This window comes from Alloscardovia omnicolens DSM 21503, from assembly GCF_000420505.1.
In the GTDB taxonomy this organism is placed as follows: Bacteria; Actinomycetota; Actinomycetes; order Actinomycetales; family Bifidobacteriaceae; genus Alloscardovia; species Alloscardovia omnicolens.
Genome location: NZ_ATVB01000002.1, coordinates 140,966 through 164,148, shown reverse-complemented (window position 1 = coordinate 164,148; position 23,183 = coordinate 140,966). Strand labels below are relative to the sequence as shown.

Sequence of the window (23,183 nt, the reverse complement as noted above, 5' to 3'; positions counted from 1 at the left end):
TCTACCAAGTCACGCTTCACGAACCACCCCAGGACTCCTACACACCGCAATAATAACCAGATAAGCCCAACCACAACCAAAACCCCACGAAAACCCTAAAAGCCACTTTGTCTGTCGGTCATACAGGAGAAATACGGAATATGTAAGGCTCAGTATGCTAGACCAGTCTAGATGTACTTTTCGCCTTTAGCTTTGTCTTGTCATGTTGTATATGTGACGGCTGAGATCGCGTATAAAGGCTGCCACGAAAGCAGCTTGCTTTTAGACCCTCGTTCGGTTTTAATCTTTACGCCTAAGCTCAAACATACAGACTAAAACACCACAAACACGGCGCATACCAACTCATACGCAAAGAACCACTAAATCCACTTGCATATTCAATATATGGAAAAGAGTGGCGTTTGGCGCTGGTGTGTGTAAAGTATGTAGCAGGCGTCACAAGCGCGTACTGAATATAAACAATCAATGATCGAGAAGAAGAATGACGAATACACATCACGATCCTGAATACATCAACACTTTGGCAGATAAATTTACCGTGCTGCCTCACAATAATCGCGTAGCAGATGCAAAGCGTGAGCAACTTATTGATAAGCCTGCTTTTGGCCAGATTTTCTCTGACTCTATGGTTCATATGACATGGACCGAAGGTGAAGGTTGGTCTGATCGTCGCGTAGAACCATACGGTCCTTTGAAGATGGATCCAGGCGCTTCGGTTCTGCATTACGCTCAAGAAGTTTTTGAAGGTTTAAAAACCTATCGTCATTCTGATGGTTCTTTGTGGCTGTTCCGTCCAGATGCGAACGCAGAACGTTTCCAGAACTCTGCTCAGCGTTTGGCTTTGCCAAGCTTGTCTGTAGAAGACTTCATTGGTTCTGTAGCTGCTCTGGTCAAGGCTGATAAGCAGTGGGTTCCAACACGCCACGACTACACGCTTTACATGCGTCCATTTATGTTTGCATCTGAATCTTTCTTGGGTGTGCGTAAGGCTAAGGAAGTTGAATACTGTGTTATTGCTTCTCCTTCTGGACCATACTTCCCACAGGGTGTAAAGCCAGTAAACATTTGGGTAGAAGATACTTACTTCCGCACAGGTCCTGGTGGCACCGGCTTCGCTAAGTGTGGTGGAAATTATTCTGCATCTCTCGTTGGCGAATACCGCGGTATTGCACAGGGTTGTGAGCAGGTTTGCTTCGTTGATGCTGCTACCAAGACGTATTTGGAGGAACTGGGAGGCATGAATATGTTTGCTGTTCATAAGGACGGCCACTTAGAGACTCCTAGCTTGAACGGCAATATTCTTCCTGGTGTAACTCGTCGTTCTATTATTCAGATTGCTCAGGATGAGGGTCGCGATGTTGTTGAAAAGATGATTAAGCTGGACGATTTGCTCGACGATATTCGTTCTGGTGAAGTCACTGAAGTCTTTGCGTGCGGTACTGCAGCAATTGTAACTCCGATTGGACGCTTCAAGTCCGAGAAGTTCGATGTAGCTGTTAATGGTGAAGCAGTAGGCGAGTACACTGCTCACTTGCGCGAGCATCTTATGGGCATTCAGTGGGGCGAAGTCGAAGACAAGTACAACTGGATGTGGAAGGTTTCCGACTAATTCCATTTCTGGTGGTAATGCTTTTAAAGCGCCTGCTCGGTTTAGCTGTTCAGCTAGTAAATGCCGGGCGGGTGCTTTTTTGTTGTAGTGTAGCGTGGTGTCAGTGTATGAGTTGGTTTTCCCGTGGGATAAACTCCGTTGCAACGCAGTTTATCCCACGGAAACTGAAGTAGATGCCGTAGCTTCCAATCGCTACGCAAGGTTTGAGAAGAGCAGTCGAAATCAGTCTCTCAGAGCGATCCATTTTATCTGTATCGCTCAATCCTTAAGAACGATATGAGTGTTGCAGTTGTTTCACACGCGGTGTGAACGTTCCCAACAGCAGTAACACTCAAATCGTCAGCAGCGTTTGGAAGAAACAGTCACAGAACCCCTTAAAATCAAGCCTCTCACAGCAGTAACATCCAAACGCTACGAACCGATTGAGAGATACAGCCGCTTAAATCAAAAGACCGCGCCATCCCCAGCAATCCTGAGGAAAGACGCGGTCTTGTAAGTAGTACGAAAACTACTTAAAGCCTATTAAAGCTTAGAGTGCGTTGATAGCAAGAGCCAAAGCAGACTTACGATTTGCTGCCTGGTTCTTGTGAATAACACCGCGACCTGCAGCCTTATCGAGCTTCTGAGAAGCAACAGCGAATGCTGCCTGAGCAGCTTCCTTGTCGCCAGCTGCAATAGCTTCGCGAGTAGCGCGAATGGTGTTCTTCAACTGGCTCTTTACAGCCACGTTACGCTTATGAGCCTTCTCATTAGTGAGAATGCGCTTCTTCTGCGACTTAATATTTGCCACTTTTATTTCTCCAAACGTTTGTTACACGGCATACAAGCCATAATCATACCATGAGTCATGTAGAATTGAATGCAGTTTAGCAGCATAGACCAAGGAAGAATTCATAATGCCTCAGATGACGGCTCATAATCAGCCAGGTTCTACAGATCAAAAGTTGGTGCGTAACTTCTGTATTATCGCACATATCGATCATGGAAAGTCCACGGTAGCCGACCGAATTTTGCAGCTCAGCGGTATCGTTGAGCAACATGAAATGCGTGACCGCTTCCTTGACCGCATGGATATTGAGCAAGAGCGCGGTATTACCATTAAATCGCAGGCTGTGCGCGTTCCATGGACTGTTGATGGCGTTGAATACACGCTCGGCATGATTGATACTCCAGGACATGTCGATTTTTCGTATGAAGTTTCGCGCTCACTGGCTGCTTGTGAAGGAGCAGTTCTACTGGTAGATGCAACCCAGGGTATTGAAGCACAAACATTGTCGAACCTGTATATGGCCATCGATAATGATTTAGCGATTATTCCTGTTCTTAACAAAATTGATTTGCCATCTGCAGACCCAGATAAACATGCAGACGAGATTGCAGGTCTGCTCGGTATTGATTCCAGCGAAGTCTTGCGCGTTTCAGGTAAAACAGGCGATGGGGTAGATGAGCTTCTTAACCGTATTGTAAGCGATATTCCAGCTCCAACCGGCGAAGCAGATGCAGAACCACGCGCTTTGATTTTTGATTCTGTCTACGACTCTTATCGTGGAATTGTGACTTATATTCGTATGGTTGATGGCGAACTTAAGAGCCGTCAAAAGATTCGTATGATGGGCTTAGGAACAGTACATGATCCGATTGAGTTAGGCGTTATTTCTCCTGAAATGCAGCCAACAAAGGCTCTAGGCGCTGGTGAAGTTGGTTATATTATTACCGGCGTAAAAGATGTGAGCCAATCTAAGGTGGGCGATACCATTACAGCTCAAGATAATATGGCTCAGGAAGCTCTGCCAGGTTATCGCGATCCACAGCCTATGGTGTATGCCGGTTTATTCCCGATTGATAATGCTCAGTTCCCAGATTTGCGAGACGCTCTCGATAAGCTCAAGCTCAATGATGCAGCACTCGTGTACGAGCCAGAAACTTCGGTTGCTTTAGGCTTCGGTTTCCGCTGCGGATTCCTTGGCTTGTTGCATATGGAGATTGTGTCGGAACGTTTACGCCGCGAATTTGGTCTTGATCTTATTTCTACTGCACCATCGGTAACCTACGATGTGGTAATGGATGATCGCAGCGAACATCATGTGACCAATCCAAGTGAATTCCCAGAAGGGAAAGTACGCTCTGTTACCGAACCTATTGTGTCTGCAGATATTATTCTTCCTAAAGAATTTATTGGCGCTGTTATGGAACTGTGCCAAGACCATCGCGGACAAATGGGCACTATGGAATATATTTCGCCTGAGCGTGTTGAAATGCATTACACCATTCCATTAGCGGAAATCGTATTCGACTTCTTCGATCAACTCAAAAGCCGCACGAAAGGTTATGCAAGTTTGGATTACCATGAGTCCGGTGAGCAGACCGCAGATTTGGTGAAAGTCGATATTCTTATTCAAGGTGAAACGGTTGATGCTTTTAGTGCTATTGTTCACCGTGATAAAGCCTATTCGTACGGTGTTATGATGACGAAGAAACTGCGTGAGCTTATTCCTCGTCAACAGTTTGAAATTCCTATTCAGGCGGCAATCGGTTCTCGCATTATTGCGCGTGAAACTATTCGTGCTTTGCGTAAAGACGTGCTGGCTAAATGCTACGGTGGCGATATTACACGTAAACGTAAGCTGCTTGAAAAGCAGAAAGCTGGTAAGAAGCGCATGAAGATGCTGGGGCATGTTGAAGTGCCTCAAGAGGCATTCATTGCTGCGCTGTCTACTGACGAGCCAACAGATCGCGATACTAAAGATAAGATTCGCGCGGCTCAGAAAGCTAACTAAGGTGGTAGAACACACTCCGTTTGAAGTTTATGTGCATGTGCCATTTTGCTTACGTCGGTGCGGTTACTGTGATTTCAACACATATACGGCCGTCAATTTAGGCGGTGGTGTGAGCCGTTCCTCATACGCAGATATGGTCATGCGCGAGATGGAGATTATTTATCGATGGCAGGAAGAGCAAAATTGTGTGGAGCTTGCTGCTCATACCATTTTCTTTGGGGGAGGAACGCCAACGATTTTGCCGGCATCAGATTTGGTGCGCATTGTTGAGCGAATCCGATCCCTGTGGGGTATTGAAGATTATGCGGAAATAACAACCGAGGCTAATCCAGATACCGTTAACGCGCAGTATTTAGAAACATTAAAAGAGGGCGGTTTTAACCGCGTATCTTTTGGTATGCAATCTGCTGTTCCTCATGTTTTAGCTACCCTTGATCGCACGCATAATCAAGATAATGTGGTGAGCAATGTGGCAGCAGCGAAAGAACTGGACTTACGCTCAAGCGTTGATCTTATTTATGGCACTCCAGGAGAGAGCATTGAAGACTGGCGTATATCTGTTGAAGCTGCATTAGAACTCAATGTGAATCATATTTCTGCGTATGCCTTGGCATTAGAACCAACCACAAAAATGGGGCGTATGATAGCTGCTGGAAAGCTGGAGCAGCCTGACGATGACGATGAAGCAACGAAGTATGAAATAGCAGACGATATGTTCGAACAGGCAGGATTGCAGTGGTATGAAGTATCCAACTGGTGCCGGCCTGGCAATGAGTCTGAACATAATCTGGGATATTGGCGCAATGTTGATTGGGCGGGTATCGGTCCGGGAGCTCATTCTCATTACAATGCTGCACATATACGATCATGGGATATTCATCATCCAAAACTGTGGGGTAATGCTATTCATGAAAATCGCGTACCATGGGCGGGAAGCGAAAGCATTGATGAGCAGATGAATATTGAAGAGATGGCACTGCTTGGTTTACGTATGCGCGATGGCTTAGATATTGCCAATTTTGAAAGCGCTGCAGCTATGACTATTCCTGAAGTCACCTTGGCTGAGTTTGAGCGGGAAGGACTTGTCACCATTGAGAATGGTCGTCTCATTGCCACACGCCGTGGTCGTCTGCTCAATGATTCTATGATTGCGCAAATTTTAGCGGCTGTTGGGCGCTAACAAAATACATGGGCATATGATTGAGTACAATATGCACTCAGGTCGTGAATATCCTGCCTGCACCGTTATACTAGGTGCAGACTAGAGATTGCTCGGTGAGAAATCATGCATATAAAGGAGTAATGATGCCGAATAGAGCAGAACGTCGTGCACAAGATAAGCGTCAGCGTCGAGGTCAAGCTGAGCCAGAACAGAATCAGCGTTCCCGTGCTGGTTTGTTAGATGAACAAACATTGCAAGACCGTTCTGTTCGTTTGAAAAACAAGCGTAACGGCGCATGGGTTCCAACTAGTTCCACTATTGAGGCAGAAGAATCAGATGATGTTATTCCTTCTGCAGATCCAAAACTACGCGGTTCAAGTGCGCAGGCTAAGGCTGCTAAAAAAGAACGCAGACTGCGTGAACGCGCTCTTAAAGAATTGCAGCGCCAAGAGGCAGAACGTGAAAAAGAAGCACAGCGCAATGCGAAGCATCCGCTGTTTGCTCGTTCACCTCGCTGGTGGACGGCTCTGGCCGCTTGGGTTGTAGCTGGTTTGTCAGTCGTAGCAGCCATTGTTCTTATGGTTCTTCACACGCCAACATGGAGCTACGGCATTCCTGTTATTCCGTTTGTTATCGCCTTTATTGTTTTGGCTGTATTAGCACGTTTAGAGCCAGAAAATCAGTATGAAGAGTTGGCTCGTCTCGATCGACTCGAAGATATTCGTGCTGCTCAGCATCAAGGTCAGCGCACACCTACAGCTCATCCGTTGAAGTGGTGGGTTCGCGTGCTCAATTGGATGCTCATTATTATTGCAGCAGGAGCTTTGCTGTCGTTGCTCTTCTGGACTCCTAATATTTGGGTGATTATGGGCATTGTTATTGCTTTTGCCCTCGGTGTGCTCAACTTGTTTATTGTGGCTGATTCTGCAGAAAATAATCCACACTTGGATCAATATGGCACAGCAATCTAAATAATTGGTTACAATCGATTCCATGACAGCTGCTGTGGAATTGAAGAATGTAATGTTTCGACGTCAGCGCAGAACTATTCTCGCTGACGTCAATTTATGTGTGCAACCAGGTGAAAAGTGGATTATTTTTGGACCTAACGGCATAGGTAAATCCACCTTAATTTCCATGATGGCAACACGTCTTTTCCCCAGCGAGGGCACTGTAGACATTCTGGGAAATCGTTTGGGCAAAGTCAACATTTTTTCTTACCGTCATCGTATTGGTTTAGCATCTGGTGCCTTGAATCGGGCATTCGATCCGCTTGATGATCCTCTCGATGCTATTGTATCGGCTTTAGACTCAAAAATCGGTCGTCGTGGAGAACACTATTCCACTGAGCAATATGCTGCCGCGCGTGAGCTGATGCGTCACTACGGTATTGAATACTTAGCAGGAAAGAAAATGTTTAAGCTTTCTGAAGGCGAGCGCACACGTGTGGGCATTTGCCGTGCTCTTATGACTAATCCTGACCTGCTTATTCTTGACGAACCGACCGCAGGTTTAGATTTGGGTGGGAGAGAACTTGTAGTGCATGCTTTAGCCAATCTTGCTACAGAAGAATCTGAGCGTAGTGCTCTGCTCGTTACGCATCGTCTAGAAGAAATTCCTGAAGGGTTTAATAAAATAGCTATTCTAGGGCATGTATCTCAAAGCAGGGCTGATGATATTGCTGCGCATGTACTCGAATCGGAAGAAGCTCCAGCAGATGGTTCTGCGATTATTAATCCGTGTCCAGGAAGTATTCTTTTTACAGGATCTCTTGAAGAAGGCTTAACGAGCGAGCGCCTCAGTAATCTTTTTGAGTTGCCGGTTAGAGTGGTGCATGAGCAAGGTCGTTGGTCAGCTTTTGCGCGCTAGCGGAAACTTCGACACGACAGTATTATTTATTTAGCTTAAAATTTGACAAACTAAATATCTCGTCTTAATGTTTAGTTTGTTCAAATGAAAATAAACTAAATAAGGTGATGGCTATGTCGGATTATGCAATTTTCCACAATTTAGCTCGTTTGCACCAGTATCCTTATGTTTTGTTCGTAGCGCATTTCTATAACTGGTCAGATAATAGTATTAATACGCTGCGTATGTTGAACACTCAAGGCAGCCTTACAGCAGGACAGATTTCTGAACAGCTGGATATTAAACCATCGAGTGTTACGCAAATTATTAACAAACTGGAACAGGTGCACGCTATCAAACGTGAGAAATCATCAGAAGATTCACGTGTCACTATTGTGAGTATTACTGATGATGGTCTCAGCATTTTGCATGATTTGGAAGATGTTGCTACCTCGATAGGGGATGAACTTCTTGAAGGTTTCAGCTCAGAAGATGTTAAGACGCTCAATACTTTACTAGGACGTTTAATAGAGAATGCATCACAAGAATCGATGCGAGATCATGTACGTTCCATCTTGGCTGATAATGAGCATTGGAATGCGATGGATAGTCTGGTACCAAACTTTAAGCGTTCACGTTCGATAGTTTTGGCACATACAGATCCGGAGATCTTTAATAAGAATTTAACTCCTGAGCAAGTTCGCATGCATATTCATAAGAAACATCAGCAACTCTTCCGCTCATAAGTTTTATCGTACAGAAAGGTTTCCCATGCTTAAGTTATGGAGGAGATTCCTCTCCAGGCATTGGTTGCAAGTATCTATCTTGGTACTTGTGCAGGTGGGGCAGACCGTGCTCAACCTGTATTTGCCTAATCTTCAGGCAGATATTATTAATGACGGTGTAACAGCAGGCGATGCGGATAAGGTATGGAGCATCGGCTGGACAATGATTTGGGTAGCACTTATTCAAATTATTACCAATATTATTGCCGTCTATTATTCTACGCATTTAGCTATGCGAGTTGGCTATGAGGTGCGTAAGGATTATTTCGCGTCGGTAGAGAAGTTGTCGTTACACGATATTGAGACTTTCTCCACGTCTTCGCTTATTACACGTGCAACCAACGATGTGCAGCAGGTTCAGATGGCAACTATGCAATCCATGCTGATTATTTTGCAGGCACCAATTATGTTTATTGGTGGCGTGATTATGGCCGCACGTGAAGATGGTCCATTAACGTGGTCTATCGCCATTATTATTCCTATTGTGCTTCTTGTTGCTTTTATTATTATGAGCCAGATGATGGGCTTGTTTAAGAAGTTCCAGAAGAAGCTCGATGAAGTCAACAAGTTGGTTCGCGAACAGATTAGCGGTGTGCGCGTTATCCGTGCTTTCACGCGCGAAAATACGGAACGTAAGCGTTTTGATGACAGTAACGATGCTCTTGTGCATCTTCTGCTCAATATTGGCCGATGGATGGGTCTCATGATTCCAACCATGTTCTTCATTATTAATGTATCGAATGTGGCTATTATGTGGTTCGGCGGTCATCGTATTGAATCGGGCGAGATGGGAATTGGCTCCTTACAGGCCTTCATTCAATATCTCATGATTATTATGATTGGCTTAATGATGTCTGCCATGATGTCCGTGATGTTACCTCGTGCATCTGTTTCAGCTAAGCGCATTATGGAGGTAGTGGATACTCGCAGCACTATTACAGCTCCAGCACAGCCGGTGCACAACGATAATCCACAGGGTGTTATTGAGTTTAAGAACGTCAGTTTCACCTATCCAGGTGCGGAAGAAAAAGTACTGAATAATATTTCCTTTGCTGCTCGTCCAGGGCAAACCGTGGCATTTATTGGTGCAACTGGTTCAGGTAAATCAACTATTATTCGTTTGGCATCTCGCATGTTCGATGTAACTGATGGTGAAGTGCTGCTTGACGGTCATAATGTTAAAGAGTACGATCCAAGCGATCTAGCTGCACTTTTCGGCCCTGTTCCTCAAAAGTCAGTACTCTTCTCAGGTACTATCCGTTCAAACCTGCTCTACGGTAATCCTGACGCTACTGATGAGCAGCTGTGGGAGGCTCTGCGTATTGCTCAGGCTGAGGATTTCGTGCGTGAACTACCAGATGGTTTAGAGGCTCATGTAGCTCAAGGCGGTACGAACTTCTCAGGTGGACAGAAACAGCGTCTATGCATTGCACGTGCTGTAGTTCGTCGCCCATATATTTACTCTTTCGATGATTCCTTCTCTGCATTAGATATGGCAACTGATAAGAAGGTGCGCGATGCTTTGGCTCCAATCACTCGCCAAGCAACTCAGCTTTTGGTGGCACAGCGTGCGTCTTCTATTCGCCATGCAGACATCATTATTGTTATGGATAACGGACGTATTGTAGGTCAGGGTTCACACGCCGAGCTGATGGCTACTAACGAAACATATCGAGAAATTGTGGAATCTCAAGGCGGTCAAGGTCCAGATATTGAATCCTTGAGCTTAGGAAAGGAGGACTAACATGGCAAGAAACGACACATCTCCTGTAGTGAAAAAAGGAGAGAATTTACGTGTTATTAGTCGTCTTGTGCGCTATTTAGCTGCCGACCGTGTGCGCATGACCATAATGATTCTCAGTGGTCTTATTGGCGTTACTCTCATTGTGGCCGGACCAAAGATTATGGCGCAGGGCACAGATATTCTCTTCACCGGTATTTTGGGCGTTATGCTCAAGAATACGATGCATATTCCTGAGGGAACATCTATCAATACGGTTATTGATATGCTCAAGCAGAACGGTCAAGACAAGATTGCTTCTATGCTCTCGAGCTATAACGTTGCAGTGGGTAAGAGCGTTGATTGGTCTGCTTTCGCCAAGATTATGCTCATTACCATTGGTATCTACGTTATTGCAATGACTTTGCGTGCCGTGCAATCCTTTATGATGGCTCGCACGACCAGTAACTTGGTTTACCGTTTACGTAACGAGATTATTGAGAAAATTAACCGTCTGCCATTAAGCTATTTTGATCGTATTCCACGCGGCGAAATCATGAGTCGTACAACAAATGACGTGGATAATGTGCAACAGTCGTTGCAGCAGATTTTGGCTGAGTTCTTCTTCTCTACCTTCCAGTTCGTTGCCACCATTATTATGATGTTGACGATTTCGCCAACTCTTACTGTGGTTGCCGTTATTGTTATTCCTGTTCTGCTTGTGGTTATTGCAGGTATTTTAAAACTGGTTCAACCTGAATTTATTAAGCAGTGGGAACACACCGGTAAGGTAAACTCGCATGTGGAAGAAATGTTCTCAGGTCATTTGGTTGTGCGCGCTTACGGTCAGGAACATAATGCTGAGCAGACTTTTGAAGAATATAACCAGGGTTTGTATAAGTCCAGCTTTATTGCAAACTTCTTCTCAAGCCTGATGAATCCGTTGACTTCTTTCGCTGGTAATGTTTCATTCGTTATTGTTGCTATTTTCGGTGGTTTGCGTGTGATTAACGGTCAGCTCACTTTGGGTGATTTACAGGCCTTTACTCAGTATTCACGTCAAGCAACGCAGCCTTTGGGTCAGCTTGCTTCTATGGGTTCTATGCTGCAGTCTGCTGTTGCGAGCGCTCAGCGTATTTTCGAATTCTTGGATGCTGATGAGGAAGAACGAGATAATCAGGATGCTCCTCGTTTGGCTGAGCTGACTGCTGCAAACGGCGGTGTGAAGGGTCATGTTGAGTTCGACCATGTACAGTTCGCTTATACTGCAGATAAGCCGCTTATTCGTGATTTGTCTTTGGAAGCTCAGCCTGGTCAAACTATAGCTATTGTTGGCCCAACGGGTGCTGGTAAAACCACTTTGGTGAACTTGCTCATGCGCTTCTACGAGATTAATGGCGGACACATTCGTTTGGACGGCGTAGATACGAAGCAGCTGACACGTCAGGATTTGCGTAGCCATTTCGGTATGGTTTTGCAAGATACCTGGCTGTTTGAAGGAACGATCCGTGAGAACTTGTTCTACGGTGTGCATGATGCGTCTGCCCGCACAGAAGAGCGTCTACTTGAGGCTACTCGCGCTACACATGTTGATGAGTTTATCCGTCGCTTACCTCAGGGTTACGATACTGTTTTGAGTGATGATTCCACAGAACTGTCTCAGGGTGAAAAACAGCTGTTGACTATTGCACGTGCATACTTATCTGATCCAGATATTTTGATTTTGGATGAAGCTACGAGCTCGGTTGATACCCGAACAGAGGTGAAGGTTCAGGAAGCAATGAATACATTGAGAACTGGTCGCACAGCCTTTGTGATTGCTCACCGATTGTCTACGATTCGCGATGCTGATATTATTCTGGTCGTCAATCATGGCGATATTGTGGAGCAGGGCAGCCACGACGAATTGTTAGCGTTGAATGGTGCGTATGCGAATATGTATAACTCTCAATTTGCTGGCAAAAGTGACGATAATTAAAAGTTGAGAGCACGGGGCGCGCTTGTTCTAGTGAGCAGGCGCGCCTTTGCGTATACAATAGTTGTTCGATGACGTTTGGAAAGGTGAGATGATGACGTATACACGAGGAGTTTTACGTGCCGGCCAAAAGGTGCAGTTAACCGACCGTAAGGGCAATATGCTTACCTTCCAATTGGTTGCAGATGGCGTAACCGATACAGCGCATGGCCAGATTGCGCATAACGATATTATTGGTGAGGCTGAGGGTCGAGTTATTGAAACTCACGCTGGCAATGCTGCTGCCAATACGAATATGTCGCAGACGCCACAAGGCAAACCGTGGAAGGCATCTCGGCGTATTGGTGGATGGCAATATACGGTTATGCGTCCACGTTTAGCAGACTATGTGCTTTCTATGCCTCGCGGTGCGCAAATTATGTATCCGAAGGATATTGCAACCGTTATTGAACTTGGTGATATTCGCCCTGGTATGCGCGTACTTGAATCCGGGGGTGGTTCTGGTGCTATGAGCTTGCATCTGTTAGAAGCTATCGGTGAGCAGGGTGAGCTAACAACAATTGAGATGCGCCCAGATTTCGCGAAAATCTGTGAAGCAAATGCTGCGTTATTTTATGGTTATGCTCCTTCATGGTGGCATATGATTGTGGGAGATTTTGATACGCAGATTACACACTGTGAATCACATTATTTTGATCGTATTGTGCTCGATCAGCTCGACCCATGGAACCGTCTTGAACAAGCTCATCGAGTTATTGCCCCAGGTGGCGTATTGACGTGTTACGTCACCACAACAACTCAGTTAAGCCGTTTGGTTGACAAGCTTCAAGAATCGGGCCAATGGACTGTGCCGCATATTCAAGAGAGTTTGGAAAGGTCCTGGAAAGTGGATGGATTGGCTGTTCGTCCTGAGCATTCCATGATTGGTCATACCGGTTTCCTTGTTTTTGCTCGTGCTATGGCTGACGGTTTTACCGCATTGAAAAAACGTGAACGCCCGAATAAAGATACAACAACAGATATTGATGAGAACGGCGTAGACTTGGCAAGTCTGGAGCTGCGCGATATGTCTGATAGAAAATTACGTAAGGTATTGCGTGATTTAGATGCTCAACTATCTCAACTGTAATGTTTGGTAGGATAAGACTATGGCTGTAAACCTAACAAAAATTGGTAAACGTGCACGCGATTATGAGTATGTTCTTATTCTTATGCGTCACGCTAAAACCGAGAAAAATGCATCAACAGATGCAGAGCGCGAATTAACTGATAAGGGACGCAAACAAGCCAAGCATGTGGCTAAAGCATTAGATGGAATCAATTTAGTTCCTGATGTTCTTGCGGTCTCGGGTGCTAAGCGAGCGCGTCAAACCGCAGATAAAATACTCAAAGTTTTTGGCGATAAACCGGACGTTTCTTATCATAAAAAACTGTATACAGACGGATTATCAGAAATCTCTGAAATCATATACGGTCAAAAGAAAAAGCATCATCTGCTCATGGTAATCGGTCATGAGCCAACAATGAGTGAAGCTGCCCAATGGTGGGCACGCTCAGCAGATAAACACGACAGCACGTATGATTTATTGCAGTTAGGCTTATCCCCAGCTGCCTGCGCTATCTTAGGTTCGAACAAGCCTTTCCATGAGTGGGATGTGCATGAAGCAGACGTTATCGCTGTTATTTCTGCGAAGGATTGTAACTAATATGGATGATTTCTCGCTATCGTCAACGCAACTCATTCGCACAGGATTTCAACAGATTAATCATGCGCTCAATGATGCACAACGCTTGCATCGCTGTCTCGATGCAGTAGCATCACGCTATACGTGTGCATGGTCTGTGGTCGATATTTTAGGTTATGCCTCGAACGCGGATAATCCTGATACAGCAATGCGTTATGTTGCCGATATTGCTGAGAAATTAGCAGAGCAGAAGAGCGATATTAGCACAACGTTTTTTACTGCCCGTAGCAGTGAAATGTCACGGCTTGTAGCTTTGTGTGGTGCCTCCGATGGACTAGGGCATTTTCTTAGTTCTCAACCTTCTTTGGTGACGGAAGTTTTTCAGGCAGCTGAACCTCAACAGTCTTTTGATGTTGATGAGAGCGCCAGCTATATTGAGCAAGTGCAGGATTTGCGCATAACCTATTGGAAAAACTTACTGCATATTGCCGCTGACGATGTAGCAAGCGATTATCCTTTGGACGTGCAGCCTGTTATTTCTCAACGTTTAAGCGCGTTGATTGATGATACTTTACGTGCAGCTTTGAAGATTGCGCAGTATAAAGTTCCTCAGGCAGCAGAATGTCGTTTTGCTGTTTTTGGTATGGGTAAGCTGGGCGCTCAAGAAATTAATTACGTTTCCGACGTTGATTTGGTCTATCTTGTAGACAAAACAGATGATTTTCATGGCGATCTTACTGTTGTGGGTACCCAGATTGGCTCGGTTTTACAAGCTGTCTGTTCTGCTGTTATTCCTGGAGTCAGCGTTCCCGCTCTGTGGGAGATTGATACTGCTTTGCGCCCCGAAGGTAAGGCTGGAGCTTTGGTGCGCACTGTGCAATCAGCGCGTATATATTATGAAAAGTGGGCGGAAAACTGGGAGTTTCAAGCTCTGCTTAAGGCGCGTTTTATTGCGGGAGATATGCAAGTTGGCGCTGATTTTCTCGATATGATTACACCGCTTGTGTGGTCTGCTTCTGCTCGTAAAAACTTTGTATATGACTGCCGCGCTATGCGCACGCGCGTTGAAGAACATATTCCGTTGGATCATAAAGACCGTGAGATTAAGCTGGGTAAGGGTGGTTTGCGCGATGTGGAGTTTACTGTGCAAATGCTACAGCTTGTGCATGGTCGCACCGATGAAACTTTGCGAACGAAAGACACATTGACATCGCTGAAGCATTTGGCTCAGGGCGGTTATATTAACCGTCAGCAGGCTGAAAATTTATCGCAAGATTACAGGTTCTTGCGCGTATTAGAGCATCGTCAGCAGTTATGGAAAATGAAACGCACTCATTTATTCCCACAGATTTCGAGTGCTCATGAAGATATTTTTACGCGAACTCGCCATATAAGTGAACGCGATATTGCTGAAAATCCCGATATTGTGCGTTTATCGCGAGCTGTGGGATTAACAGCTGTTCAATTGGTGGAGCGTTTTGATGCTGTGCGTTTGCAAGTGCGTCGCTTGCATATGGATATTTATTATCGTCCTATGTTGCCGCACTTGTCGGCTCTGTCTGAGGATGATATTCGTTTGTCTGATGAGGCTATGCGTCAGCGTTTTGAATCTGTGGGCTTTGCCGATCCAGATGCTGCTATGGTGCATGTTCATGCGTTAACTTCAGGCATTTCGCGCGCTAGCCGTATTAATCATATTTTATTGCCTCAGATTTTATTGTGGGTGGGCATTGGTCAAAACCCTGATATGGGGTTGATGATGTGGCGACGTTGGGTGGAAACTATTGGAAGTTCCGGTCCTTATCTTGGTTTTGTGCGTGATTCGCCTACGGCTTTAGAACGTTTATGTCATATTTTTGCTAATTCTCGGTATTTGAGTGAAGCCTTAATGAAGTCGTCTGAATCTACCACATGGTTGGGCGATGACAAAAGTTTGCAGCCACGGTCACACGATAGTCTCGCCACTCGTACGTCGGTGATGTTAAGCCGTTTTGCTGATTCTCAAGTGGAGTTTTCAACCTTGTTGCGTGCGATGAGACGCCGCGAGATTGAGCGCGTGGGCTTATCGTGGATGAGTGGCGTTATTAATTCTCAAGAAGCTTTACGCGCTATGACGCGCGTCTATGATGCTTTACTGGATGCTAGCTTACAGTGGGCAACCACTCATTTAATGAAGCAAGGCGACTATGACGAAGCTCCAGCACGGATGGCTGTTATTGCGATGGGACGATTCGGTGGGGAAGAAGTCAATTTTTCTTCTGATGCCGATGTGACGCTTGTTTACGAAGCCGCAGACGGTGTGAGCGATAATATTGCACGGTCTTTCGCTAGTTCTCAAGCCGATGTGATTCGCTCTATTTTGACTGATTTAGCCGGAACTGAACAGAAGCTTGATGTAGATATGGATTTGCGACCTGAGGGGAAGAACGGTCCACTTGTGCGTTCTTTCGACTCTTGCCGCGAGTATTATGCTTCCTGGTCGCAGACGTGGGAGAGGCAGGCTTTGCTGCGCGCTCGTGTGGCTGCTGGTTGCCAGGAGCTGGGCGCGCGTTTTATTGCGCAGATAGCTGATCCGCTCAGGTATAGTGCGGATGGTGTGACTGCTGAAGAAGCGCATAGTATTCACCAATTGAAGGCGCGCATGGAGGCTGAGCGCTTGCCGCGCGGAGTACGCAATGATCGGCATATTAAGCTGGGGCGTGGCGGATTGTCCGACGTGGAATGGACTGTGCAATTACTGCAATTGCGTTATGCCGCTCAATGGGAGGACGTTCGCACCACGCATACTATTGATGCTTTAGACGCTTTAGAAAAACATGGTGTTATTCGTGCTGATGATGCCCAGATTTTGCGTCATTCATGGCAGTTGTGCACTGATTTACGTAATGCCTCTTTCTTATGGTCAGGGCGTGCCCAGCAGGCAGATATTATTCCTGACGATTACTTCGATATGGGCGGTTTAGCCGTATGCTTAGGTCACGAAGCACACCGCGGTTTGCAGTTTATGGATGATGTGATTGGTGTTATGCGCAAATGCCGTGATGTGGTCAATCGTCTGTTTTATGGGCGTGAATAACCCTCTTCATGCGTGAAGTCGATACGCGCAACCGATATGCCAGTTTTGAAGCCATCTTGTGCATCAAAACTGGCATAACAGGTGTGTTAATCGGTTAAGCAGAATGCGTGAGGGCAAGAGATTATCGAGTGTAACGCAGTTTGAAGCCTGATTGTGAGGAACAGCTGCTAAAATCCTTCTCTCGTGCGTGAATCACTCTAGTTAAGCCACAGAATCTGACTGCATAAGGAATACATTGTGACGCATGGTACGAGCTTGTTCGCGAGTAATCTCTTTCTTATCCGCCATCGTACGAATAGTTTCTAGCTCAATGGCATAGGCCTGAGAAAGCACTTCGTTAAACTGATGAGGGAAAGATTCAAAAGTGGTAGCGCCCGGCTTAGCCATCGAAGGCATCTGCAAGCTCTTAATCAAGGTACGCAACTCACTCACAATCGTGGAACCCACTACCGGCGGCACCTGATCATAATTAATCAAAATGAAAGCATGGTGAATCGAGTCCTGTAATAACTGCAACTGGATGCGCGTTACTTCCGAGCGCCTATACTCCACGTCTTCTGAACGCGTGGTCACTTGCACTGTGCGCGTCCACAAGAATCGAATAGCTGCCCGCATAACACGAATCCATACCACAGTTTTCAAACGCAAAAAGTACATGCGAGTTCGCACATGTTTGAACCATCCAGCCCCGTCATGCGTCAAGGAGTATTCAATAGGCGCCAACAGACGTTGGCATGCATCGGTATATTGCGGGTTGCGGCGTGCATAATTTTCCAACCACGTACTTTGCCAATGACGCATTTCAATACGAGCAGAATGCAAAGTGGCTAATTCTTCAGGAGTCAGCACTTTGCCACGCTGACGCGCAATACGCGCATTGTACGAACGCATCACAGCTTCAATCGCTATATGCTGATCTGGATTATCAATACGCGAAATAGCCACCAGCGTACGGTTAAGCATCTCCAAGTTAGCCAAAGCGAATTTATGACCATCCTCATCTTTTTCTGCAGGCGCCAAAATAGGAACAATAATATTGGCAATCAACAAAGAAAGAATAATATAAACAGCAGCAATAAACAGGAAAGCCGTACGAACAGGGAAGTCCGTCATAGTATCAAGCTGTGAAGGCAAGCTAAACGCCAAAATCAGCGAAATAGTTCCCTTAGCTCCACTAAAAGTCATAACAGCAGCAGAATGCCAACGTTCTTTAGTCATTTTGCGGCGCAAACCTGTTTCATGAGACTTTGTAGTACGTAAGGTTGCCGCTATCCAGAAGAAACGCACCAGATAAAGCACCATGCACAAGACCATAGCAGTGAGCACCATGCCCACAGTATTGACCTTATCGTTCACAATCGTTTGACGCATAGCCAAAGGCAGCTCAATACCCAGAAGAACGAAAACAGATCCATTGAGCACGAAAGCAACCACATCCCACACTGCACCCGAGACGCGGTTGACTTCAGCTAAATCTTCACCCACACCCACGCGATGGTAGCGTGCCACCAAACCGGCGGCAACGACTGCAATAACGCCCGAAGCTTCAAAAATATCGTCAGCAACCCCAAAAACAAGCAGGGGGAACATCAGTTCAATCAAAATACGGTTCGTCGTGGTTTCCAACCGCATACGACGCAACCAAACAATCAAATGATTAAGCATAATACCCAGTACAGCGCCTACTGCAGCGCCGCCAATAAAACTGTAAAGCACGTTCAGCGAAAACTTCAGAGGCGAAAACGTTCCAGTAATCAAAGTAGCTAAAGCAAACTGGAAGCTCACAATACCGGAAGCATCATTGAACAAACTTTCTGTAGCTAAAACAGTTTCTTGACGCTCGGTCAGCTGAGCATCAGCGCCAATTTGTGACACCGCCACAGCATCTGTCGGACTTAAAGCAGCACCTAAGGCAAAAGCGGCAGCCAAAGGAATATCAGCCATCGAAAATGTGAGCGTATAACCAGCAATAACAATAGATAAAAGCACTAATCCCACAGCCAAAGACAGCGTAATGCCCAAGTTTTTACGCAAACCCGAACGGGAAATATGCATTGCCTCAAAATACAGCAGCGGCGCAATAAAAACGAGTAAGAAGAACTCCGAATCCAAGTTAATAAGCGGCAAACCAGGAATAAAGAACCACAGAATACCCAAAAAAATCTGTACCAGCGGCATAGACACACGAGGAATATAGGGGCTTAGCAGGGATGAAATAACTACGGCTATACCGATTTGAATAATGAGTAAAAACGATCCCATAACAAGCAGGCTACTTTCCCGATCATGAACGTTGCGCTGAAACGCTCATCATTCGCGCTCGCAACGAGCGTCTGAATGATTGTGAACGTCACTTTCTATGATAAAGGAAAGAGCGCCAAAACAGGGGAGCACAAGACACAAAAGTTGCACGAAAGTTGTACGAAATATTGTACGAAAGTTGCACAACCTACGAGACAAACTCAGGCGCAAAGTACGACATAAAATAAGTGCCGGACTGACGGTTCGAAAATAGCTTGACTGCTTAAGATGGACGTTTCGGAGATAGTTAGCCACACACCCCTCACAAACACGCACCTGTTATCTTGTCTTATTTTTGCACTACCCTTAATGAGGTCACAGCGCATGCAGTGCCCCTCGGTTCTTGTATGGAATTTTGGTTTCGTATGAAAAGTTTCGTATGAAAAGTTTCGTATGAAATCTCGATTTTGTATGAGGTTTCCACAGAAAGGCGTGCCCGATGTCTGCACAGTTAAGCTCTTCCTTAGCTGGAATGAGTGTTGTTACATTGGATGATTTATCCGTTCCTCAAATTAATGATTTATTATTAAAAGCTCGATATATTGATTCGCATCGAAAAGAAGTGGCTCATACATGTGACGGACGTGTATTAGCCACTTTATTTTATGAGCCATCAACACGTACTCGTCTGAGTTTTGAAACAGCTATGCTGCGTTTAGGCGGTCAGGTTATTGGTTTTGCGGGAGCAAGCCAATCATCTGCTTCTAAAGGTGAAACGATTGCAGACACGTTAAAAACTGTGTCGAACTACGTAGATGTAGTGGCAATGCGTCATCCTAAGGAAGGTGCTGCTTTAGTTGCTACACAGGCAGTGGATACACCAGTTATTAATGCGGGCGATGGCGGTCATATGCATCCTACTCAAACATTGGCTGATTTATCAACGATATACAATCATTTCGGTCGCTTAAATAAGCTGACTGTTGGTTTGTGCGGCGATTTAACTTTCGGACGCACCGTGCATTCGCTTATTGAAACTTTGTGTCGTTATGGCGATGTGAATTTTGTGCTTATTTCTCCTCAGGAGTTGCGCACGCCTCAATACGTGATTGATCGTATTAACGAAACGCCGTCATGCTCCTATATTGAAGTGCGCGATATGGTCGATGTTATTGGCGATTTGGACGTTCTGTATATGACGCGCGTGCAGCAGGAGCGTTTCTTTAACGAAGACGATTATCTGCGTTTGCGCGATACCTATATTTTAGATGCTGAAAAACTGTCTCACGGTCGTTCGAATTTAGCGGTTCTTCATCCTTTGCCTCGAGTTAATGAGATTGCTGTAGATGTTGATGATGATCCGCGCGCTTTGTATTTTGAACAGGTTAAGAACGGTATGCTTATGCGTATGGCTTTGGAAAGTTCGGTTGTGGGCGATGAACTGCCAGGATATAACGCTGAAGAGATGGAAAAGCAGGTGCGTATCTAATGAAAGTTACAAGCATTCACGATGGTATTATTATTGACCACGTTCCAGCAGGTCATGCTTTAAAAGTACTTGATTTTTTGGGCATTGATCCTCGTAAAACACGTTTAGCTCTTATTATGAATGCCGATAGTCAAACGCTGGGCACAAAAGACATTATTAAAATTGAAAGCGATATTGTTATTGACGTTAATATTTTGGCTCTGATTGCGCCAACTGCTACGGTCAATATTGTGCACGACGGTTCTATTACGTCCAAAGAAAAGCCTGTGCTGCCTTTGCACGTTACTAATATTATTACCTGCGTTAATCCTCGTTGCGTAACTTCTACTGAACGTGGTATTAAGCAGCAGTTCCATTTGGTGCGTGGTCATGAAGATGCTTTGGGCATGCAGTATCGTTGCGATTACTGTGACGAAGAAGCTAAACTGTAAAGCCTTATCGGTACAATCTTAGGAACGAAAGAAGGGGTAGTTATGACTGTCATTTTGCATAATATTCGCGTATGGGATACCGGTGAAAATATTACCGTGCGTGTTCCAGATGGGCAGGATGCTACCCGTTCTTTTAATGCCAGTGAGTGGATGATTGCTCCTGGTTTTGCTGATCCTCACGTTCATTTCCGCGATCCTGGTCAAACAGATAAAGAAACTATGCAGTCGGGTGCTGCTGCAGCGGCTCATGGTGGATACACGAATGTGTTGATTATGCCTAATACTGAGCCTGCTGCAGATGGTTGCACATATGACGGTGTGAATGCTTTAGAAGATTTGGAGTATCGCGGTAATCTTCCTGTGCGTTACTCCTTATGCGTGTCTGCTTCAAAGGGGCGCAGCGGAGATGAGGCATCTGATCCTGCTGATTGGAAAGATATGCGCGCTGGGGGAGAACGGCATTTTAATCACCCAGTTGTAGCCATGTCGGACGATGGTTCTGCAGTAACGGCTCGCACTCTCGATGACGTAGTGCGCAACTGTGTGGATTATAAGCTCCCATTTATTGACCATTGCGAGCATCATAAAACCGGCGTAATGAATGAGGGCGACACTTCACGTCGTCTTGGATTACCAGGTATTCCTGCTGATACTGAGCTTGCTATTGTTGAACGCGATATTCATATTGCACGTGTAACAGGCGTGCATTTGCATTTACAGCATGTGTCTACGGCAGCAGCTTTTGAAGCTATCCGTCAGGCAAAAGATGATGGTGTACATATTACCTGCGAAACAGCGCCACATTATTTAGCTTTAGATGATTCCGACGTAGAAAAATACGGAACGTACGCAAAAATGAATCCGCCTTTGCGTTCTGCTCATGATCGTTTAGCAACTTTGGAAGCAGTATGCGACGGTACTGTCGATATGATTGCAACTGATCATGCGCCACATACTGCTCAGGAGAAAGGTTTCGGCGCTCTTGACGCTATGCTCACCGCTCCTAACGGAATTATTGGTTTGGAAACAGCATACCCAGTTTTGCGTAAAGTGCTTGTAGAAGCTGGCTATATTGATGATTCTCGTCTTATTGAGCTGATGTCTGTGGAACCAAATCGACTGTTGGGTGCAGAAAGCTTTGATATTGCAGGTTACGCTCACGCTCATAACGCTCAGATTGATTTTACAAGCGAAGAAATTCGCGCATATACTACGCACGATTTATCTCAAACAGATATTCCAGGACAACATCCTGATGTTGTTATTCTTGCTCCTGATGAGCAGTGGATCATTCGTGCCGATAATTTTGCATCTGCAGCACGCAATACCCCTTTTAACGCGTGGTCTGTGCGAGGACGTGTGCTTGCTACTGTATGCAATGCTGTTATGACCTATTCACGTTTGGGTGAGTATGCCTTCAGCGAAGGAGAAGAATTGGCATGAGAGCCTTAATTGATGCGATTATTGCTAAAGATAATCCCAGTGTTGTCGGTTTAGATCCTAAGCCTGCACTAATTCCTCCAATACTATTGAACGGTGCTCGTACTGTGCGTGACGTGGCGGAAGCCTACTTTGCTTTTAATATTGCCATTATTGATGCTGTATACGATATTGTTCCCGCTGTAAAACCTCAAATTGCTATGTATGAAGCGCTCGGACCTGCAGGACTAGACGTGTATGTGCGCACCAATGAATATGCACAGACTCGCGGACTCTACGTGCTAGGCGATATTAAGCGCGGAGATATTGGCAGCACAGCAGCAGCATATGCAGCACATATAGAAGGCACACCAAGTATTAATGGTGTTGGCTCAACAGATGTGTGGCATGAAGATGCAGTTACTGTAAATCCTTATTTAGGTTCCGACGGTATTCTTCCCTTCGTACAGGCTGCTAATAACAGTAATAAAGATATTTTCGTTCTTGTGAAAACGAGCAACCCAAGCTCGAACGAACTGCAAGATTTGCGGGTAGACGGATCCGCGCATACTGTTGCTACTCAAGTGGCCGAACTGGTCGAGCAGTGGGGCGAAAACTCGCGCGACAACAAGTACGGATATTCACGTGTTGGCGCAGTCGTTGGCGCTACACATCCTGTTCTGGGCGCGCAGCTGCGCACCCTCATGCCGCATACTTTCTTCCTTGTTCCCGGTTACGGCGCACAAGGAGGAACAGCTGATGACCTCGCAGGGCTGTTTGACGAAAACGGTTTAGGCGCACTTATTAACTCCTCTCGCGGTATTATTGGAGCATGGAAGCACACAGATGAAGCGGAAACAATCAGAACTAAACTACAAGCACTTAATCTAGTTGCTACCAGTGCTCGCCAAGCCGCGCTCGCTATGAAAAACGATATCGCTCGCGTTCGCGCCTAACTAATGTAAG

Annotated in this window: 17 protein-coding genes; 15 read left to right on the top strand and 2 right to left on the bottom strand. The window is 45.6% G+C overall.

The window, feature by feature from the left end; genetic code table 11:
- Positions 1-481 precede the first annotated feature (481 nt).
- The gene (locus G464_RS0101780) at positions 482-1,609 is read left to right on the top strand and encodes a branched-chain amino acid aminotransferase (protein WP_021618343.1); all 1,128 of its coding nucleotides are present in this window, start codon (positions 482-484) and stop codon (positions 1,607-1,609) included.
- Between the two features lie 529 nt (positions 1,610-2,138).
- Here the strand turns inward: G464_RS0101780 and rpsT are convergent.
- Entirely contained in the window at positions 2,139-2,399 is a 261-nt protein-coding gene (gene rpsT / locus G464_RS0101775; RefSeq protein WP_021618345.1) for a 30S ribosomal protein S20, read from the bottom strand.
- Between the two features lie 115 nt (positions 2,400-2,514).
- Here rpsT and lepA point away from each other — a divergent pair, with 115 nt between their 5' ends.
- The 10 genes from lepA (at position 2,515) to G464_RS0101725 (ending at position 16,637) form a co-directional block, all read left to right on the top strand.
- Complete coding sequence (gene lepA, locus G464_RS0101770) at positions 2,515-4,386, top strand: translation elongation factor 4 (RefSeq protein WP_039777365.1); 1,872 nt, start codon at positions 2,515-2,517, stop codon at positions 4,384-4,386.
- A gap of 1 nt (position 4,387) precedes the next feature.
- Positions 4,388-5,566 (top strand): radical SAM family heme chaperone HemW, encoded by a 1,179-nt coding sequence (gene hemW, locus G464_RS0101765; RefSeq protein WP_022856494.1) that lies wholly within the window; start codon positions 4,388-4,390, stop codon positions 5,564-5,566.
- Between the two features lie 122 nt (positions 5,567-5,688).
- The gene (locus G464_RS09600) at positions 5,689-6,519 is read left to right on the top strand and encodes an MFS transporter (RefSeq protein ID WP_021618348.1); all 831 of its coding nucleotides are present in this window, start codon (positions 5,689-5,691) and stop codon (positions 6,517-6,519) included.
- A gap of 22 nt (positions 6,520-6,541) precedes the next feature.
- Complete coding sequence (locus G464_RS0101755; RefSeq protein ID WP_022856492.1) at positions 6,542-7,417, top strand: ABC transporter ATP-binding protein; 876 nt, start codon at positions 6,542-6,544, stop codon at positions 7,415-7,417.
- A gap of 113 nt (positions 7,418-7,530) precedes the next feature.
- Positions 7,531-8,142 (top strand): MarR family winged helix-turn-helix transcriptional regulator, encoded by a 612-nt coding sequence (locus G464_RS08495; protein WP_022856491.1) that lies wholly within the window; start codon positions 7,531-7,533, stop codon positions 8,140-8,142.
- Between the two features lie 25 nt (positions 8,143-8,167).
- The gene (locus tag G464_RS0101745; protein ID WP_022856490.1) at positions 8,168-9,925 is read left to right on the top strand and encodes an ABC transporter ATP-binding protein; all 1,758 of its coding nucleotides are present in this window, start codon (positions 8,168-8,170) and stop codon (positions 9,923-9,925) included.
- Position 9,926: 1 nt separating this feature from the next.
- Positions 9,927-11,879 carry an ABC transporter ATP-binding protein gene (locus tag G464_RS0101740; protein ID WP_021618352.1) on the top strand — a complete coding sequence of 651 codons (1,953 nt, stop codon included), beginning with the start codon at positions 9,927-9,929 and terminating at the stop codon, positions 11,877-11,879.
- 91 nt (positions 11,880-11,970) lie between these two features.
- Positions 11,971-13,005: a tRNA (adenine-N1)-methyltransferase gene (locus G464_RS0101735; protein ID WP_022856489.1), complete on the top strand. Its 1,035-nt coding sequence runs from the start codon at positions 11,971-11,973 to the stop codon at positions 13,003-13,005.
- Positions 13,006-13,024: 19 nt separating this feature from the next.
- Positions 13,025-13,582, top strand: coding sequence for a SixA phosphatase family protein (locus G464_RS0101730; protein ID WP_021618354.1), 558 nt, complete (start codon positions 13,025-13,027; stop codon positions 13,580-13,582).
- 1 nt (position 13,583) lies between these two features.
- The gene (locus tag G464_RS0101725) at positions 13,584-16,637 is read left to right on the top strand and encodes a bifunctional [glutamine synthetase] adenylyltransferase/[glutamine synthetase]-adenylyl-L-tyrosine phosphorylase (protein WP_022856488.1); all 3,054 of its coding nucleotides are present in this window, start codon (positions 13,584-13,586) and stop codon (positions 16,635-16,637) included.
- A 201-nt stretch (positions 16,638-16,838) separates the two neighbouring features.
- On the opposite strand, the gene G464_RS0101720 is transcribed toward G464_RS0101725, so the two are convergent.
- Positions 16,839-18,899 carry a cation:proton antiporter gene (locus G464_RS0101720; RefSeq protein WP_022856487.1) on the bottom strand — a complete coding sequence of 687 codons (2,061 nt, stop codon included), beginning with the start codon at positions 18,897-18,899 and terminating at the stop codon, positions 16,839-16,841.
- 478 nt (positions 18,900-19,377) lie between these two features.
- Here G464_RS0101720 and pyrB point away from each other — a divergent pair, with 478 nt between their 5' ends.
- The 4 genes from pyrB to pyrF are packed head-to-tail and all read left to right on the top strand — an operon-like array spanning position 19,378 to position 23,173.
- On the top strand, positions 19,378-20,367 hold the full coding sequence (gene pyrB, locus G464_RS0101715) for an aspartate carbamoyltransferase (protein ID WP_022856486.1): 990 nt from the start codon (positions 19,378-19,380) through the stop codon (positions 20,365-20,367).
- Positions 20,367-20,798: an aspartate carbamoyltransferase regulatory subunit gene (locus G464_RS0101710; RefSeq protein ID WP_022856485.1), complete on the top strand. Its 432-nt coding sequence runs from the start codon at positions 20,367-20,369 to the stop codon at positions 20,796-20,798. Before pyrB ends, G464_RS0101710 begins: the two co-directional genes overlap by 1 nt.
- 42 nt (positions 20,799-20,840) lie before the next feature.
- Positions 20,841-22,241, top strand: a complete 1,401-nt coding sequence (locus tag G464_RS0101705) for a dihydroorotase (RefSeq protein WP_022856484.1) — start codon at positions 20,841-20,843, stop codon at positions 22,239-22,241.
- Entirely contained in the window at positions 22,238-23,173 is a 936-nt protein-coding gene (pyrF, locus tag G464_RS0101700) for an orotidine-5'-phosphate decarboxylase (RefSeq protein WP_022856483.1), read from the top strand. Before G464_RS0101705 ends, pyrF begins: the two co-directional genes overlap by 4 nt.
- Positions 23,174-23,183: the final 10 nt, after the last annotated feature.